The organism is Pseudanabaenaceae cyanobacterium SKYG29, assembly GCA_025055675.1.
GTDB lineage: Bacteria > Cyanobacteriota > Cyanobacteriia > Pseudanabaenales > Pseudanabaenaceae > M5B4.
This window is the reverse complement of record JANWWT010000009.1, coordinates 24,162-41,377: the sequence shown is the minus strand read 5'-3', so window position 1 is coordinate 41,377 and position 17,216 is coordinate 24,162. Positions and strand designations below refer to the sequence as shown.

The 17,216-nt window shown below is 49.6% G+C and carries 18 protein-coding genes; 9 read left to right on the top strand and 9 right to left on the bottom strand.

The window, feature by feature from the left end:
- Together NZM01_12565 and NZM01_12560 are read left to right on the top strand one after the other, a co-directional pair.
- Positions 1-527 (top strand): Uma2 family endonuclease (locus tag NZM01_12565; protein ID MCS6960866.1); only part of this gene is annotated, 527 nt, incomplete at its 5' end.
- Between the two features lie 223 nt (positions 528-750).
- Positions 751-2,145 carry a deoxyribodipyrimidine photo-lyase gene (locus NZM01_12560; protein MCS6960865.1) on the top strand — a complete coding sequence of 465 codons (1,395 nt, stop codon included), beginning with the start codon at positions 751-753 and terminating at the stop codon, positions 2,143-2,145.
- Positions 2,146-2,157: 12 nt separating this feature from the next.
- Here the strand turns inward: NZM01_12560 and NZM01_12555 are convergent, their stop codons facing one another.
- From NZM01_12555 to dnaG, 4 genes are all read right to left on the bottom strand, one after another.
- Positions 2,158-3,195, bottom strand: coding sequence for a Fe(3+) ABC transporter substrate-binding protein (locus NZM01_12555; protein ID MCS6960864.1), 1,038 nt, complete (start codon positions 3,193-3,195; stop codon positions 2,158-2,160).
- Entirely contained in the window at positions 3,176-3,412 is a 237-nt protein-coding gene (locus NZM01_12550) for a hypothetical protein (protein ID MCS6960863.1), read from the bottom strand. The genes NZM01_12555 and NZM01_12550 overlap by 20 nt, the downstream gene beginning before the upstream one ends.
- The gene (locus NZM01_12545) at positions 3,387-3,635 is read right to left on the bottom strand and encodes a hypothetical protein (protein ID MCS6960862.1); all 249 of its coding nucleotides are present in this window, start codon (positions 3,633-3,635) and stop codon (positions 3,387-3,389) included. Before NZM01_12545 ends, NZM01_12550 begins: the two co-directional genes overlap by 26 nt.
- Positions 3,636-3,722: 87 nt before the next feature.
- A complete protein-coding gene (dnaG, locus tag NZM01_12540; protein ID MCS6960861.1) occupies positions 3,723-5,627 on the bottom strand; it encodes a DNA primase in 1,905 nt (634 codons plus the stop codon).
- A 171-nt stretch (positions 5,628-5,798) separates the two neighbouring features.
- Here dnaG and NZM01_12535 point away from each other — a divergent pair, with 171 nt between their 5' ends.
- Genes NZM01_12535 through lptB form a run of 4 tightly spaced genes read left to right on the top strand, consistent with a single transcriptional unit; the run spans position 5,799 to position 10,054 of the window.
- Positions 5,799-7,910: a hypothetical protein gene (locus NZM01_12535; protein MCS6960860.1), complete on the top strand. Its 2,112-nt coding sequence runs from the start codon at positions 5,799-5,801 to the stop codon at positions 7,908-7,910.
- Positions 7,911-7,964: 54 nt separating this feature from the next.
- A complete protein-coding gene (locus NZM01_12530) occupies positions 7,965-8,831 on the top strand; it encodes a DnaJ domain-containing protein (protein ID MCS6960859.1) in 867 nt (288 codons plus the stop codon).
- Positions 8,815-9,354 carry a 2-amino-4-hydroxy-6-hydroxymethyldihydropteridine diphosphokinase gene (gene folK / locus NZM01_12525; GenBank protein MCS6960858.1) on the top strand — a complete coding sequence of 180 codons (540 nt, stop codon included), beginning with the start codon at positions 8,815-8,817 and terminating at the stop codon, positions 9,352-9,354. The genes NZM01_12530 and folK overlap by 17 nt, the downstream gene beginning before the upstream one ends.
- Complete coding sequence (gene lptB / locus NZM01_12520; GenBank protein MCS6960857.1) at positions 9,326-10,054, top strand: LPS export ABC transporter ATP-binding protein; 729 nt, start codon at positions 9,326-9,328, stop codon at positions 10,052-10,054. The genes folK and lptB overlap by 29 nt, the downstream gene beginning before the upstream one ends.
- A gap of 14 nt (positions 10,055-10,068) precedes the next feature.
- Here the strand turns inward: lptB and NZM01_12515 are convergent, their stop codons facing one another.
- A complete protein-coding gene (locus NZM01_12515) occupies positions 10,069-11,262 on the bottom strand; it encodes an OFA family MFS transporter (GenBank protein MCS6960856.1) in 1,194 nt (397 codons plus the stop codon).
- 147 nt (positions 11,263-11,409) lie between these two features.
- On the opposite strand from NZM01_12515, the gene NZM01_12510 reads away from it, so the two are divergent.
- On the top strand, positions 11,410-12,993 hold the full coding sequence (locus NZM01_12510) for an NB-ARC domain-containing protein (protein ID MCS6960855.1): 1,584 nt from the start codon (positions 11,410-11,412) through the stop codon (positions 12,991-12,993).
- A 3-nt stretch (positions 12,994-12,996) separates the two neighbouring features.
- On the opposite strand, the gene NZM01_12505 is transcribed toward NZM01_12510, so the two are convergent.
- The gene (locus tag NZM01_12505; GenBank protein MCS6960854.1) at positions 12,997-13,281 is read right to left on the bottom strand and encodes a hypothetical protein; all 285 of its coding nucleotides are present in this window, start codon (positions 13,279-13,281) and stop codon (positions 12,997-12,999) included.
- Between the two features lie 144 nt (positions 13,282-13,425).
- Here NZM01_12505 and NZM01_12500 point away from each other — a divergent pair, with 144 nt between their 5' ends.
- On the top strand, positions 13,426-14,649 hold the full coding sequence (locus NZM01_12500) for a 2-oxo acid dehydrogenase subunit E2 (protein ID MCS6960853.1): 1,224 nt from the start codon (positions 13,426-13,428) through the stop codon (positions 14,647-14,649).
- Positions 14,646-15,263, top strand: a complete 618-nt coding sequence (locus NZM01_12495; GenBank protein MCS6960852.1) for a Maf-like protein — start codon at positions 14,646-14,648, stop codon at positions 15,261-15,263. The genes NZM01_12500 and NZM01_12495 overlap by 4 nt, the downstream gene beginning before the upstream one ends.
- Here NZM01_12495 and NZM01_12490 read toward each other — a convergent pair.
- The 3 genes from NZM01_12490 to NZM01_12480 are packed head-to-tail and all read right to left on the bottom strand — an operon-like array spanning position 15,255 to position 17,208.
- The gene (locus tag NZM01_12490) at positions 15,255-15,908 is read right to left on the bottom strand and encodes a Uma2 family endonuclease (GenBank protein MCS6960851.1); all 654 of its coding nucleotides are present in this window, start codon (positions 15,906-15,908) and stop codon (positions 15,255-15,257) included. The two genes, NZM01_12495 and NZM01_12490, sit on opposite strands and share 9 nt — an antisense overlap.
- On the bottom strand, positions 15,905-16,558 hold the full coding sequence (locus NZM01_12485; protein ID MCS6960850.1) for a Uma2 family endonuclease: 654 nt from the start codon (positions 16,556-16,558) through the stop codon (positions 15,905-15,907). Before NZM01_12485 ends, NZM01_12490 begins: the two co-directional genes overlap by 4 nt.
- Entirely contained in the window at positions 16,555-17,208 is a 654-nt protein-coding gene (locus NZM01_12480) for a Uma2 family endonuclease (protein ID MCS6960849.1), read from the bottom strand. Before NZM01_12480 ends, NZM01_12485 begins: the two co-directional genes overlap by 4 nt.
- Between the last annotated feature and the right edge of the window lie 8 nt (positions 17,209-17,216).

The following is a 17,216-nucleotide window of genomic DNA, read 5'->3' as shown; positions in this document are numbered from 1 at the left end:
CCGACATCCGCACCGCTCCTGATGTCATGGTTGTGTTCGGCAGACCCAAAGGCGACAGAGGTTCCTACAAACAGTGGGAAGAAGACAACATTGCTCCTCAAGTTGTGTTTGAAGTTTTGTCCCCAGGCAACACCATCAGAGAGATGAACCGCAAATTATTCTTCTACAACCACTACGGTGTGGAGGAGTACTACATCTACAATCCTGATACTAACGACCTGGCTGGATTGCAGCGGCAGGGGTGTGAGTTGAGAGACATTGAAGAAATGAACGGGTGGGTGAGTCCTAGATTGGGTATCAGGTTTGAGTTGACGGAGGAGACATTGAATTTGTATGACCCGCAGGGGGAGGTATTTTTGACCCCTGTGCAGGTACGGGAGCGGGCAGAGCAAGAAAGACTCAGAGCAGAACAAGAGAGGCTGAGAGCTGAGCAGGAGGCTCAACGGGCAGAACAGGAAAAACTCAGAGCCGATCGCTTCGCTGCCAAACTGCGGGAGTTGGGACTAGACCCTGACACGATCGCTTGACAAGCGGATAAACACCTATCTAGTACAACACAGCAGTGATACAGCAGGCAAAAACAAACAGTTCTGCTAGAAAAAAAACGGGAATATTTGAGAATTTACACTGATAGTCTGTGAGAACTATTTGCTAATCTTTAGCAATATCATCTAGGATGGTTATTGATAAACTCAGAGGAAATGAACCCATGAGTTAGGATACTAGGCTAGTAAGTAGCAGTTGTTTCCTATGAAGAGCCTTAATCTGGTATGGCATCGCCGCGACCTGAGGTTAGACGACAATCCTGCTGTATACTGGGCTTGGCAAGGAGATACGGTTGCGGGAGTATTCATCTTTGACCCTGCCATTCTATATAGCCCTGAGACAGGCGGAGGAAAGGTAGAATTCATGCTTGGCTGCCTGCAGGAATTACGGGAGAGCTACCGAGAACTGGGCAGTGATTTACTATTCTTCTTCGGTTCACCTCCTGAAGTATGGCGACAAATTGTTGCTTTATGTCAGCCCCAACGGGTGTTCTTTAATGAGGATGTAGAGCCATCAGCCCTCGATCGAGATAACAAAGTAAGAGCAGTTCTGCAGGAGTTGGGGGTAGAAGTGAGGTCATTTTGGGATATTGGTCTCCATGCTCCCCAAGAGTTACAAACCAAAACAAAAGAACCCTACAAGGTTTTTACCCCCTATTGGAAGAATTGGCAGAGTTTAACCAAGCCCAAGCCCTACGATCGACCTACTCGTAGGATACATCTATCTCAGGTTGGGACAATGACCTTGCCGACCCTAGCGGAACTAAAATTTAGCCACAATCAAATAATTCCCCAATCAGGGGAAAAAGAAGCCCAAAGATTGTTAGAGGAGTTTAGTCATCCCAAGAAAATACTGCAGTACAGACAACAACGGGATTTTCCTGCCGTAGAAGGCACCTCACGGTTGAGTCCCCATTTGCGGTTTGGCACGATCGGCATTCGGCGGGTTTGGCAGATGACAGAGGAAATAGAAGTAGACGTACGCACAGAAGAGGAAAAAGCTAGTTTAACTACCTGGCGACAGGAATTAGCTTGGCGGGAGTTTTATCAACACGTGTTATTTTTCTTTCCTGAACTAGCAGAGCGCGCTTATCAACCCAGGATGCTCAACTTTCCCTGGGAAAATCGGGAAGACTATTTCCACGCTTGGTGTGAAGGGAGGACTGGCTATCCGATTGTCGATGCTGCTATGCGTCAGCTGAATCAGACAGGGTGGATGCACAACCGCTGTCGGATGATTGTTGCCAGTTTCTTGACCAAGGATTTATTGGTTAGTTGGCAATGGGGAGAGCGCTACTTCATGCAGAAATTGATCGATGGCGATCAAACCGCTAACAACGGTGGCTGGCAGTGGAGTGCCTCTAGTGGGATGGACCCCCGTCCTCTGCGTATCTTTAACCCCGCTACCCAAGCAAAGAACTATGACCCCCATGGCCAATACATCAGAACCTGGCTGCCTGAACTAGCTGACCTCTCCACAGTTGAACTAGTAACAGGTACGATCCCCCCCAGCAAATGTAAAGCAAGGGACTATCCCCTGCCCCTTGTTGATCACAATGAACAACAGAAAAAGTTCAAAAGCCTCTACAGAGAAGGATAGAGATCCCCCTTGCTAGCGCCAGCCAGCTCTGTCCATTATCCTGACTGCCTCAGGGTTCAAACGAGCATATTCAGCAGCATTCAAACGGTCTTCTCGGAAGGCACCAAATCCTCGTACCACTGAATCAATTGCCGTCCCTGACACAACGGGATATTCATTGTTGACGCGGGCAAGAGAGTCCTGGGCTTCCCTGGAAGCAAGATATTCAATGAATTTGATGGCACCCTCAAGGTTGGGGGCATTGCGCGCTACCCCTGCCCCACTGATGTTGACATGAGTTCCCCGATCCCTCTGATTGGGGAAAAACACCCCTACCTTCTGGGCTACTTCCCTGTCCTCTGGCTTGTTGGATTTGATCAGACGGGGGAGGTAATAATGGTTGACAAAGGTTAAATCAGCTACTCCCGCTGCCACATCACGGATTTGGGCTGTATCATTCCCCTGGGGTGGACGAGCGAAGTTGGCTACTATCCCCCGTGCCCATGCTTCTGCCTTTTCCCTGCCCAGGGCAGCAATGATCGAACCCATCAAAGATTGGTTGTACACATGGTTAGAAGTACGGGAAATCAAACGACCGCGCCACTTGGGATTTGCTAAATCCTCGTAGGTGGAAAGTTCGTTGGGATTAACTTTCTCTTTGTTGTAAATAATCACCCGCGCCCGCTTAGTCAAGCCGTACCAATGTCCCCCTGGTTCGCGGAGATAACTGGGGATAGCAGCATTCAGGATGTTCGACTGGATAGGACGGAGTAACCCCTCCTGCTGAGCACGATAGAGGTTACCTGCATCGACAGTAATAATCACATCCGCAGGACTGTTAGCCCCCTCTGCTTTGATCCGAGCAATTAACTCGTCTGCCTTTGCCTCAATCAGGTTGATGCGGAAACCAGTCTGTCGTCGAAAGTTTTCATACAGAATATTGTCCGAGTCGTAGTGACGAGCAGAATAGAGATTGACTACCCCACTCTGGGCTGCCGATCGTCCTAGGTAGTTGGCTGCCCCTGCACTAATGCCGAAGATGATTGCTCTTCTAGTCCACTTGTGACTCACTGTCTAGCCTCCAACAACGTTCTAAAAATTTGATCTTTGCTGCTCTGTTAGCCAGAGTAGCTTTGGCTACACACCAAACCTGAATTGCTGTACCTACGTCCCCTACCCCGATCGTGAGGGGAGGACACTGGCAAGCAATACCCAACTCTCCCAGACGGTGGTATATTTCCCAACACTGAACCCTGTCTATTTTAGTCTGCTCTTGCAAAAAATTCATAACTATTCCTGCCAATACGGCGAAAGTAAGCCCTATCCCCTGGCTGCAACTGCGATATTAAGTCATCAGCCTCTGTCCAAATACCAAAGCTTTGTCCATCTGCCTTGCGAAAGAGGGCATAGAGCCGCTCTCCCCTGGGAGTCTGGAAAAACTCCAAAGAGACTAACTCCATCACGATAACTTCTCCCCCTTTAGCAGTAGGGACAGCCACATTCGTTTCCATAGCTATTGCTAGATATTTTCATCACCCATAGTAACATAGCCTACTGCAAATAATTTGTAAATAGGTCAAGCTAATTTTTTGCAGCTTTTACTGGGACTCCTGTTGTAGGACTTGGTTAGAGGTAGCGAGCTGGTGCTGCAGGTGAGTGATCTTTTGTTTTTGCTCCTGCAGTTTACTCTGGTAGTAGCGGGCGAGGTCAGGGTGTTGTTTTACATCGGTTTTTTCCCAGAGGTTGCGCCAGTGGTGGTAGGCTTTTTCCGCCATAATCAGCTGAATACGGGTAACTGCCGATGTAATTACAAATTGGGGGCGTAGGAGAGCGACTTTACTGCTTTCGTTCAACCAAAGGAGGGAGTCCAGGGAGGAGAGGAGTTGGGGTTGGTTGGCGCACTGGGCTTGTACCTGCTCTAGGAGTTCCCCGGGGTAGCTGTCTTGTAGTGTCCGCCCCTCTAGGAGGTCAAGGATGATTTGCCACAACTGCCGATGGTGGGACAAACTAAACTCTATGTCATGGTCAACTAGGGCAGCATAGACCTGGTCGCGATAGTCAGGGAAATGGAGAAAAATCTGTAGGAGCTGCAGTTCTGCCAATTGCAGAGTGGAGGTGGGAGTAGGGGGGGGAGGGGGAGTTTGCCAGCGGGCGTGGCGCAGTTGACGGCGGAGGTCTCTTTCCAGCTGCAGGGCGCGGTGGGCATTGCCCTGGGCAAGGCGGTAAGCACAGAGATGGAGGTAGTGATTCCTGATAGGGGCATCGGGGAGATTTTGTAAAATAGCCAGGAGGGCTTGGTGTGCTTGCAAGAACTGATCAGCTAGCTGCAGATTTCTGTTTTGCAGGGAGAGGTCAATTAGCCAGTCCAAAAATAGGGGGCTGGAGTCAAGGGCTTGTTGGTAAACAGCAGGGGAGTGGGATTGTAAGAATTCGTCGGCATCTTTTCCCCCCGGCAGCGTGAGAACCCGCAGCTGAATTGCGCCTTGATAGACCAGGTCACGGAAGTTTCCGATCGCTCGTTCTGCCGCTTTGGTGCCTGCTTGGTCACTATCGAAATTAAAGTAAAGGCGCTTGGAGGGGGTATAGCGGGCAAGTTGGAGGATTTGTTCTTTACTCAGAGCAGTACCGAGACTGGCGACTGTCTGCTGGAATCCCGCTACGTGTAACCTAATGGCATCAAAATAGCCTTCTACTACGATCGCTTGGTCTGTTGCCTGGATCGCTTGTTTAGCCCGATGGAGTAAAAATAGGGTACTGCCCTTATGAAAAAGTTCTGTTTCGGGGGAGTTGAGATATTTAGGCTGTTCTTCCCCTAAAGCTCTGCCGCCAAAGGCTATAACGTTTCCCTGACTGTCCCAGATAGGGATCATAATACGGTGGCGAAAGCGGTCATAATACCCCCTGCCGTCCGACCGGGGCACAATCAAACCTGCTTGTTCCACCAGGGCAACTGCCATACCCCGCTGTTTGACTAAGTAGCTGTAGAGGGCATCCCATCCCGGGGGGGCATAACCCAGCTGGAAATCTTTAATTGCCTCTAGGGGTAGGCGGCGCTTGTCCCTGAGATAGGCGAGGGCAGGGGCACCTGAGGGGGTAAACAGGGCATGGTGATAAAAGTTGGCTGCCAGGGCTAGCACTGCCTGGAGTTGTTGCCGCCAATGCAGTTGGGTTTGGTAATTACGGGCATAATTGTCATCCAGGGTGCGCACAGGTACGCTATAGCGCTGAGCTAGGTCGAGGACGACTTCGCTAAAGGAGCGTTGCCCTATTTCCATTAAAAATTTGATAGCATTGCCCTTTGCGCCACAACTAAAGCAGTGATACACTTTCCTGTCAGGGTCCACACTGAGAGCGGTTTGATTACTCCCCTTGTGGAAAGGACAAGCCCCGCGATAGGTTCTACCGCTTTTACGCAAGGGCACATACTCTGCCACAATATCCACCAAGTCCACCCGCTGGTTTACCTGGGCAATCATGTCAGGGTGTAGTTTGGGAGGAACCACGATCGAGGAAAGGGACACTCAACTCTATTATCGGTTGCTTTACCCCTGCTTGCAAAATCAGGAAAAGTCAGTAATTACAGGCAAAAGTCGTTTCTTTTTTCTATCCCTTACCAGGACTGAATTTTGGTGCTAAACTCCCACTGAAATTATTAGGTTGCATCCTAATTACCTATGGCGGACAATCTAATTGACACGATCGATGCCCTTTTGAGTCAGCCTTTTTGTACTACCGATCGGTCAGTGGCAGAGGAACTAGAAAAGTGGCAGGGGGAATTAGCCCAGCTACGCCAGCGTTTAACCACAGTTACAGCAGAATTAGAACGGCGTTTGCTAGAGGAAAGTTGCCGGCAAGTGATTGCCCAAATTCAAAGTCGATTAGCCGCTGCCAATAGTAATTTGTTTCCCGTTCCCCCCCAGGTAGAATATGCCACTTTTGAATTAGCGAAAACTCTCAGTGCCCTAACAGTCGCCCATACCTTTACTCTGATCAAAGAACACCTAGACCAACTCTTGAGCAGCTATCGACCAGTCTCACCTGCGATATACCAAGATGAGCAGCTCTTAAACTGGATTGACCAGCGTCTAGCTCAGCTCAAGGAACCAACTAGCATTGCCCCCTCCCAGGAGAAGGCGGACTTAGATCGGTGGCTAACGGAGGTTGCAGAGGATTGGGAGGCACAACTCTCGTTCCAACCCCCTGCCCCCACAACCATCACAACTATTGCTGTGCAAACGATCGAGGATAAGTTAAACGATTTTGCCGATCGGCTGGAGATTTCCTTTAAGATTCCTGGAGCCCAGGGAGCGGTCGCCAGTCCTAGTTTGCCTAGTTTGTCCCTCGAGGATGTCAATGATTCTTGGTTTTTGGGCATCGACTTTGGTAATACTGCTATTCGCCTGAGTTTGAGCAACCTAACTACCAATCGCGTTTATGACCTCGGTTCTTTGACAGGGGAATTACTAATTGAGGATACACCTGTCCGCCGTTACAAGTCAGTTTTACAGGTAGGTTTACCCTATCTCAGTAATGGACAATGGCGACCACTGTTGCAATGGCGAGAAGGGCAACCCCTGCCTTTGCTGGCGTTATTGAGTGGCATGCGGGGGATCATGCAAGAGGCGCGCTATCGGTTACATCATCCTAACTTGAAGAGTTTGCCCTTGTTGTTCCAGCACCTCAGCGGTGTAGTATTTGGTTATCCACCCCAGTGGGACGATGCTTATATCTTTAATCTGCGGGAGGTAATTCTCAACTGTGGCTTTTGTCAGCGTCCAGAGCAAGTCATAGCTGTTCCCCAAACTATTGCCCCTCTCCTAGAACGATTACACCGCGGGGACAGCATTACGGAGGTCACACTGTTTATAGACGGGGGGGCAAATACCACAGAGTTACTCCTGGTTAAGCCAGTGGTGGGTCAACCCCTTAGCCATGAACAATTGTTCTACCAAAGCGTTGATCAGGGGGGGGAAAATCTGTCTATGACCTTGGTGCGGGATTTTTTATTACCCCAAATGCCAGGGGCTGTTCTCCCCGATGCACCGCCCTATCATCCCCAAGTCCAAGCTTTCTTGGATTTAGCAGACCGCGCCAAGCATCACCTCGATCGGGAGGACATCTGGCTAGAGGAATGGCGGGGTTATAAACTCTCCCTAGGGCGCAGTGCCTATATCCAGCGGGTATGTCAGCCCTATGTGCAGCTACTGAATCGCCAGGTGAATAGCTTGCTGATCCGATCGGGTTTATTTGCGGACAATGTCAAAGCCGTTGTCTGTGGAGGGGGGGTCATGACCAGCAGGGTAATGCAGGAATGGGTGAAGCAAAAGTTTCCCCAAGCCTCTGTGGCAGAATTCTCCTGCAGTGCCAATGGTTTAGCAGTAGCACCCCGGTTCTATGCTCTCTTAGACCTCAGTCAACAGCAGTATTCTGACTTTTTCCTGCTCCATGAAATTTGTCAACTGGACTGGAGCCAGCCCATGCACCCAGCTACTGTCCTGCAACAGCTGCAACAGCGGGGGATCAATGTCCATGCCTGCGTCAATCGGGTGATCAGCATCCTGCAAAACAACCTGCCCAAGGGCGTTATTCCTGAAGACCCTCTAGTCATTCCCGACAGTGGCATTGAAGTATTTCGCCAAGGGGGGGGACTGTTCCAGCGCCTTGCCAACGGTTTCTATCAGGTGGTGCCCCAGCAATTGGCTTGGCTGGAAAGTTACCTCTCCCAACTGTGTAATAATTTACAACAATCAATTCGGGAGCCGATGGTATTTTCTCCCCTGCATTGATCGGTCTTTCCGAGCTCTGGTGTATGATTAGGACAGGGGGTTGGAGAGGTAGTCGTGGTGCAATTACCACAACAACTGAAAATTAACAGAGGACTAGCCAAGTACCAGGTGACTGATCACTATGCAGTTTTAGGTGCACCGCTGACAGCAGAACCAGAGGAAATCAGAAGCTGCTTCCTAGTTATTGCTAAAACTCTTCACCCCGATACGTTTCAGGGCAGTGACCGCGAGCGCCTCCTTGCCACGATGCTCTTTGCCCGCCTTATCAGTCCCGCTTACCAGTTGTTAACGAATGACCGAGCTAGGGGTGAATATTGGGCTACCCTCAAATTAGTGGTGCAAAATATCAAGAAGAAAGACGAGCAGGTGGAAATCGTCAGTCCTGTGGCGCAAAAATTCCAGAGAGAGTTCCATCCCACTTTTTATCCTAGGGTGGTAGCTAGTTTAGCGACTAATCTCTACCAAAATGTAAATAAGGCGCTAGAGACAGTGGCTGATTTGAGTGAAGTGAATTTGATTTACCTACTATCTCAAGAGACGATTACTGTGCCGAAGAAGGCAGAACCAATCACTACTGGTAATTCCTATGCTAGTGACCCAGTAGATTACGATAGCAAAATCCGCCGTGAGTTACAGATGGCAGAGCTGTTTATCGGCAAGAAGCAATGGACGGATGCCCTCAAGGAGTTGAAAGCAGCAGAGAAGAAAACCGCCGAGAGTGCAACTCTCCATTATTTGATGGGGGTGGTGTACATGAACCAGGGGTCTTTGACTATAGCGAGGAGTTCCCTGCAAAGGGCGCTGAAAATTGACCCCAATCATCAAGAGGCGAAAAAGATGCTGACGGAAGTAGAAAGAAAGATGGCAGCACCCAAACAGGAAGAGAAAAAGGGTTGGTTTGGCTTTGGTAAAAAGAAATAAGGTACGGTGTGCTATTGCCCTAGGCAGTAACCTGGGGGATTCCCTAGCAATTGTCAACCAGGCGGTGTGCACATTGCAAAGAGAGGTGGCAATTACAGCGGTGTCGCGCTGGTATAAAACCAAACCGATCGGTTATCAGAACGGCAAACCAGTGATAGTTGACCAACCTGACTTTATTAATGGCTGTGTCGTTGGCACTACCTGTTTGTCAGCGGCAGAGCTACTGGAGTTTTTGTTACAGGTGGAGCAGTCCTTTGGCAGAGTACGCACAGCAGATAAGGGGGCACGGACTTTAGATTTGGACTTGTTATTTTACGGCGATGCGATTATCAATACCCCGACGCTGCAGGTGCCCCATCCCAGAATGACCGATCGGGGGTTTGTCCTGTTTCCCTTGGCAGAAATCGCTCCGGACTGGTGGCATCCCGTGGCAAAACGATCGGTTTTACACCTTGCTCAGTCCCTTAGCCATCCTTTATGTGCCCCTATACCCTATGGAAATTTGCCTACGCAGTGTCAGTAAGACCTATGGTCGACGGCGAGTAGTACAGCAGGTGAGTGTGTCCGTTGCCCAAGGGGAAATTGTAGGGCTATTGGGACCGAATGGCGCGGGCAAGACCACGACTTTCTATATTGCTACGGGCTTGGTACAACCCGATGAAGGTTATGTCTGTTTGGGGGGCAGAGATATTACCCGCCTACCTATCCATCGCCGTGCCCGCCTGGGGATTGCTTACCTGGCACAGGAACCAACCATCTTTCGTCATTTGACCGTGGCAGAAAATCTCCTCCTAGTTATGGAACAAACCCAGGTACCCCTAGGGAAACGGCGGGAACGCCTGTATCAACTCCTGCAGGAATTTCGCCTGGAACATGTTGCCCATAGCTTGGGTATTCAGGTCTCCGGGGGGGAACGTCGCCGTACTGAAATTGCTAGAGCTTTGGCTGTGGGCATAGAGGGCCCTAAGTTCTTATTACTGGATGAACCTTTTGCTGGTGTTGACCCGATCGCCGTTGCGGAAATTCAAGAAATTATGGCAGTGCTCAAACAAAGAAACATAGGCATTCTAATTACCGACCACAACGTGCGAGAGACCCTAGCAGTAATCGATCGGGCTTACATCATGCGAGACGGGGAAATTTTGGCAGCGGGCAATAGTCAAGAGTTATCAGCAAATCCCCAAGTGCGGAAATACTACTTGGGGGAGCGGTTTCACTTTTAGCAACCAATCATTTGCTATACCCGATCGGGCTTCAGCATTGTCCAAGCTAGCAGAATGCCAACAATTGCCCCTACTGCCATAGCGGAGAAGACCAAATTATAGGAGCCAAACAGATCGCGAATACGCCCTGCTAGCAGCGTCCCTACTAGGGCACCACAGCCATAGGCAGTAAAGACAATACCATAATTTTGGGCATACTGCTCTGGCGCAAAAAACTGTAGAGTAATCGTAGGAGCCATCGCCAGCCAGCCCCCCAAACAAAACCAAAATAGACAAAAAGCCACCAGATAATTGATCACCTGTCCAACGGTGCTGTTTGCCATTAGAATACAGGCAAGCAAAATTAAAACGTAGGAGAAAATAGCCACATAACGAGGGGGAAAGCGGTCAGCCAACCAGCCAAACAGAGGACGGCTTACCCCGTTAAACACAGCAAACAGCGCTACACTGCCAGCGGCTACAGTAGGACTAATTTTAATCACTTCCTGTCCAACGGGACTAGAAATACCGATCGCACTCAAGCCAATCAAAGTACCAATGCTGTAACAGAGCCACAGACCATAAAATGCCCGACTTTGCCACAGACTAGAGGGATAGACAGTGGTAGACCCCACCACCTCGCTTACTTTGCTAGGGGGAGACCAATTCCTAGGGGGTAAGCCCATAGCAGCGGCAATCCTCAGAATCACTGCCATAAACACTACCCCCAATACCCGCAACGTCAGACGGACACCATAGGTAGTAATGAGCCAATTGGCCAGGGGAGCCGTAATAATAGGGGAAAGACCAAAGCCCACGATCGTCAATCCTACCGCCAAGCCTTTGCGGTCGGGAAACCACCGCGACGATACCAACAGGGGCACACCGTAGGTAATACCAATGCCTGAGCCTGTGATCACCCCATAGGAGAGAAGCAAAAGGGGCAAACTGTCGGCAAAGCTGGCGAGAATATACCCCAGTCCCACAAGTCCCCCCCCGATCGCTGTTACCCGTCTTGTGCCCAGGCGGGGGATGTAAAATCCTGTAATCGGCATCAACAGAGAGTAGAAAAACAAAGCAAAGGTATAGGGCAAGAGACTAGCTGTGGCATTCAGACCAATTTCCTGTTCCAGGGGTTTTCGAAAAATACTCCAGGCATAGACAGTCCCCAGGCACAGCATGACTATCATACCCAGGGGAATGACCAGCCATCTTCGCTGATTGACCATAGATGAAATTTGCACAAAGCACCAATATTCTAAGGTCTTACCCTTGCATATTTAAGAAATTCTGCTATTTTATGTTCATCCAAAGCGACTTATAGTTGCCGGGTTTAGACAAATGTGGTACCAGAGAGCTTTTGCGGGAGTGTGAGGATGTCCATGAGTGTGGAAGATGCCTTAGTAATTGTCGATGCTGTGTTACAGCAAAAACGGTTAAGCAACGTCCAGGAACTGTTATTTCGCCAAGCCTGGGAGGGTAAAACCTACGTAGAGATCGCCGAAGCTTCCGGCTATGATGCTTCCTACATAAGAGATGTGGGCTACAAACTCTGGCAGTCCCTCTCTAAGGCATTAGGGGAAAGAGTGTCCAAAAATAACTTACAAGTAGTATTCCGTCGCCAATTAGCGCGGCGGCAGCAGCAGAGTACACCCACCACCACCCCAGAAATACGCTTTGTCCCCCCTACCCCCGATGGGCGCTATATTGATTGGGGCAAAGCCCCTGATACCAGTCTCTTCTTTGGCAGGGGCAAGGAGCTAGGGGAATTAACCCAATGGATTCAAGCTGACCAATTGAGACTGATCGGTATCTTTGGCATTGGTGGCATAGGCAAGACTCTCTTTACCATCAAGTTAGCGGAACAGGTACAAGGGGATTTTCAGTATATTATTTGGCGCTCCCTGACCCATGCCCCCACACCCCAAGAACTCCTCCTTGACCTGCTTTACTTCTTCGGGCAGGCCAGTAATGGCAATTTAGACACTCTGCTTTCCCTCTTGATGAATCATTTGCGGCAGCACCGCTGTCTGCTGATCTTAGATGGGGTAGAAGGAATAATGGCAGGGGGGAAAACTACAGGTACCTACTTACCTGGCTATGAGGCTTTTGGCGAAATTTTCCGCCAGGTGGGAGAAGTCAAACACCAAAGCTGTCTGTTGCTCAACGGTAGGGAAAAACCCGACGAACTTGCTCCCCTCGAAGGGGAAACGGTCCGCTCTATTCAACTGCAGGGGTTAGAAGAGGAGGCTCTCAGTATTTTTGCCAAAGGTCTGTCTGACCCCAGTGCTGCTAGGGAACTGATGGAGTTCTATGGCGGTAATCCCATGGCACTCAAGGTTGTCTTCCGCTCGATTCAAGAACTGTTCGACGGCAATATTGCCGAATTCCTTGCCCAGAATACCCCTGTCTTTAGCAGTATCCGTCAGCTACTAGACCAACAATGGCAACGGCTGACAGAGGTGGAGCAGCAGATCATGTTTTGGCTGGCTATCAATCAAACTCCTGTCTCCCACAAGCAGCTACAGTCAGATATGTCCGTTAATGGCAATTGCCCAGGGCTGTTGGAAGCTCTCTATTCTCTGAAGTGGCGGTCGTTGATTGAAAAACGATCGGGGGGGTTCACGCTGCAGCCCGTAGTGATGACCTACATCTTGGAGCACTTGGTGAGTGAAGCCTTTATTTCTATCACCACAGGCAATCTGAGTTTTCTCTCCCAATATTTGTTGATCCGTCCCAGTTCTCCTCCGCCCATCCGTGAACGCCAGGTGCGATTTATCATGTATCCCCTAGTACAGCGACTGACCACTAGCTTTGCTAGCCGCGACCTCCTGGCTGCCCATCTCACTAACCTCCTGACTGGTAATGACCAAAATCTGTCTAACTACTGCTCGATGAATCTAAGGCTGCTCTTGCAACAGTTGCAAGTAACTTCTACTACCGCTAACCTCGCAGTGTAGAGCTTAGGTGTTTTTGGGGTCGGAACTACGGGTGGCAAATCTGTAGATGCTAGTCTTCACTAGGGCACTTTCTTGCTTACTCAGCTTAACCAGGGCACTGCCACCCTTTTTCTCCTCTTGCCGACTAACCTTTGCTTTGGGGATGACCAGGGTTGTGGCAACAGTTTTCGCCTTACTGCCATACTTGCGCTCTGCATCTTCATTCATTAGAGAGTTGACAAGGGAAAAACAGGCGTAGGGTACGACTACTGCCATGGAGGTCAGTAATAAAACGCTTTCCCAGTACATCCTCGCTGTGAAAATCTAAATATTGTTCCTTAATCGTAGCACACTTTTCCCCTCTGTCTAGTCCCCAGGCATCAGTATAAAGAGTTGGCAGATCGCTCCGGGGCTAGCTAGGTTATCATAGGGAAGTTCTCACAAATTGCTGCCATGATCCACGAAGTTTTCATGCCTGCCCTTAGCTCGACGATGACGGAAGGGAAGATCACCGCTTGGCTTAAATCCCCTGGGGATAAGGTGAAAAAGGGGGAGACAGTCCTGGTGGTGGAATCGGACAAAGCTGACATGGATGTGGAGAGTTTTTATGACGGCTATCTAGGGCAGATTCTAGTCCCTGCTGGCAGTAATGCGCCTGTCGGTGCGGTTCTAGCCTACATTGCTGACACGGAAGCAGAGTTACAAAATTTACCATCTGCCTCTCCCGCTAACACCACGACAACACCAGCTAAAGTTGCTGTTAGTACCGAGGTAGCGACAACCGCTACTGTGGAAGAGCGCAATGGCGAGCGGGGCCGGGTGATTGCTAGCCCTAGGGCAAAGAAGTTGGCAAAGGAACAGGGAGTTGATCTAGCCACGATCGTGGGGACAGGACCCCACGGCAGAATCACGGCAGCGGATGTCTTACAATCTCGTCCACCTGAGGCAGCCAAGGTAGTTACAGCTCCCCCCTCTGTCCCAGTAGCAACTGCTCCTGCAACCAAGGCAGAAGTTAAGCCCCTGACAACCTTGCAGCAGGCGGTAGTACGGAATATGAATGCTAGCCTGGAGGTACCTGTTTTCTACGTCGGCTATACAATCACCACGACTGCCCTCGATCGTTTGTATAAGCAGGTCAAATCCAAGGGCGTGACTATGACGGTGTTATTAGCTAAGGCAGCAGCACTCACCCTCCAGAAGCATCCTATTATCAATGCCTACTATACCGATCGGGGGATCGCCTATCGCGGGGAAATCAATATTGCCGTGGCGGTAGCAATGGAGGATGGGGGTCTGATTACCCCTGTGTTAAAGGATGCAGACAAGACGGATATTTACTCCCTTGGGCGGCAGTGGCAGTCCTTGGTAGAACGGGCAAGACAGAAGCAGCTCCAGCCCCAGGAATACACAACGGGAACTTTTACTATATCGAACTTGGGAATGTATGGAGTCGATCGGTTTACAGCCATTCTGCCGCCGGGCACGGGGGCAATTTTAGCTGTGGGGGCATCCCAACCCAGGGTAGTGGCAACTCCAGAGGGAGCAATCATAGTCAGGACCCAGATGGAAGTTAATCTCACCTGTGACCACCGCACAATCTATGGTGCCCAAGCTGCCCAGTTCCTCAAAGACCTCGCCGACCTCATAGAAAACCAAGTGGAGCAATTGACCCTTTGAGCCGTCCCTTTATTGTCCTTGCCTCTGCTTCTACTTCTCGTCGCCGCATTCTACAACAGGCGGGGATTGACCCCATCGTGTGGCCCAGCAACTTCGACGAAGACCAAGTGAAGGCGGAAGATGCCGATACCCTCGTGACTATCCTTGCCCAGAGTAAGGCAGAAATGGTAGCCCCCAAGTTTGTGGGACAAGCGGCTTTAGTGTTGGGATGCGACTCTGTCCTAGAGTTAAGTTCAGGTGTCTACGGCAAACCCGAAACTATCGCTAATGCGCTCAAGATGTGGGAACAGATGCGGGGGGGCAAAGGGACATTGGTCACGGGACATTGTTTAATTGATGTCCTGCATAACCGCCGTGTCGTCAAAGCCAAGCGCAGTACTGTCTATTTCGCTAATGCCACCGATCGGGAAATTGAGGAATACATCCACACCAAGGAGCCGCTGCACTGCGCTGGTTGTTTCACTTTGGAAGGCTTGGGGGGCTGGTTTATCGATCGGATTGAGGGTTGTTCTAGCAACATTTTGGGTTTAAGCTTACCCCTGCTGCGGCAGATGCTAAAAGAATTGGGCTATAGTTTGAGCTTCACCAGTGATAGAAAAGTGTATTTAGTTTGAGGTAGTTGCTAAATAATTCTGCACAAACTTACGCCAATTACGTTCTGCCATAATTTCATCCTGTTGTGCTTCCGCGAGGAAATTGTAGAGATATTCTTTTCTTACCCAGGGAAAATTTGGTGACCGATCGCACTCTTGATAGACTTCTGCCCTTAACTGGAAAATTCGCCATTCTTGACCATCGAAACGCCAAAACTCTGGCACACCCAGGGCAGCATACAGATTGTTTTTGTCAATATCAGAGTGGGTAATGTCCACCCCTATAACTAAGTCAGGGGGAGGATCGGACTGCAAATCTACTTTACACCCTGCTACCTGGGGTTGATTTTGTATGTAATAGGCATTGTCAGGTTCTGCTCCCAGTTGTGGGTCTTGCCGATCTAGGGTAGTAGAGCGCAGGGATTTTAATTTCAAGCCTGTTTCCCCCACCAAAATGCGCACAAATAAACCAAGTAGTTCCCTAAAGGACTCATGTTCTTCTAGGGGCATAGTAATTTCGAGAACACCACGATCGTAAGTCAGACGCGCGGCTCTAGTTTGCGGTAAAGCCTGCAAAATTTGTTGATAGGATTGCCAGGTTAAATGGTGGAGGGTAACCCGTTTTTCTCCTATCACTTCTGTTAGGGGTAGGGTGGTTGTTTTCATTGTGCTTGTTGCCCCAAGTAATCTCGTACAAACTGGCGCCAGTTTTGCTCTGCTACTACTTCATCCTGCTCTGCCTCTGCTAGGAAATTGTACAGGTATTCTTTCTTAACCCAGGGAAAAGTCGGTGACCGATCGCACTCTTGATAACTCCCTTCCCCTAGCTGCAAAATCCGCCACTCCTTGCCATCAAAACGCCAGAATTCTGGCACACCCAAAGTGGCATAGAAGAGGTTTTTATCAATATCAGAGTGAGTGATGTCCACTTCCACCACTAAATCAGGGGGGGGATCGATAGCAAAATTTACCTTGCGTCCTGCCACTTGGGCGTAATTTTGGATGTAGTAGGCACAGTCAGGCTCAGCACCGCGATTTAAGTCCGCTCGGTCGATCGTTGTTGACCCCATGGTTTTCACTTTCATGCCCATTTCCACCACAAGAATGCGAATAAATAATTCAATGAGGCAGCGATAGAATTCATGTTCTTCTAGGGGCATAGTAATTTCCAAAACACCACGATCGTAAGTCAGCCGCGCGGCTCTAGTCAGGGGTAAAGCCCGCAAAATTTGCTGATAGGACTGCCAAGATAAATGATGGAGGGTAACCCGTTTTTCTCCTATCACTTCTGTTAGGGGTAGGGTGGTTGTTTTCATAGTGTTTGCTGCCCCAAGTAATCTCGTACAAACTGCCGCCAGTTTTGCTCTGCTAACACTTCATCCCGTTCTGCCTCTGCCAGAAAATTGTACAGGTATTCTTTTTTAACCCAAGGAAAAGTCGGTGACCGATCGCACTTCTGGTAACTCCCTTCCTTCAGCTGGAAAATCCGCCACTCCTTGCCATTAAAACGCCAGAATTCTGGCACACCCAAAGTGGCATAGAAGAGGTTCTTATCAATATCAGTGTGAGTAATGTCTACTTCCACCACCAAATCAGGGGGGGGATCGATAGCAAAGTTTACCTTGCGTCCCGCCACTTGGGCGTAGTTTTGGATGTAGTAAGCACAGTCAGGCTCAGCAGCGCGATTTAAGTCCGGTCGCTCGATCGTTGTTGACCCCATGGTTTTCACTTTCATGCCCATTTCCACCACAAGGATGATGATAAACCGCTCAATCAAGCGCATAAAAAACTTATGGTCTTGTAAAGGCATAGTAATTTCTAAAACACCCCGATCGAAGGTCAACCGCGCGGCTCTAGTTAGCGGTAAAGCCTGTAAAATTTGTTGATAGGATTGCCAAGTTAAGTGATGGAGGGTAACCCGTTTCTCTCCTATTATTTGCTTGACACTAGGTGCAAAAGTTACCATGATTGTCT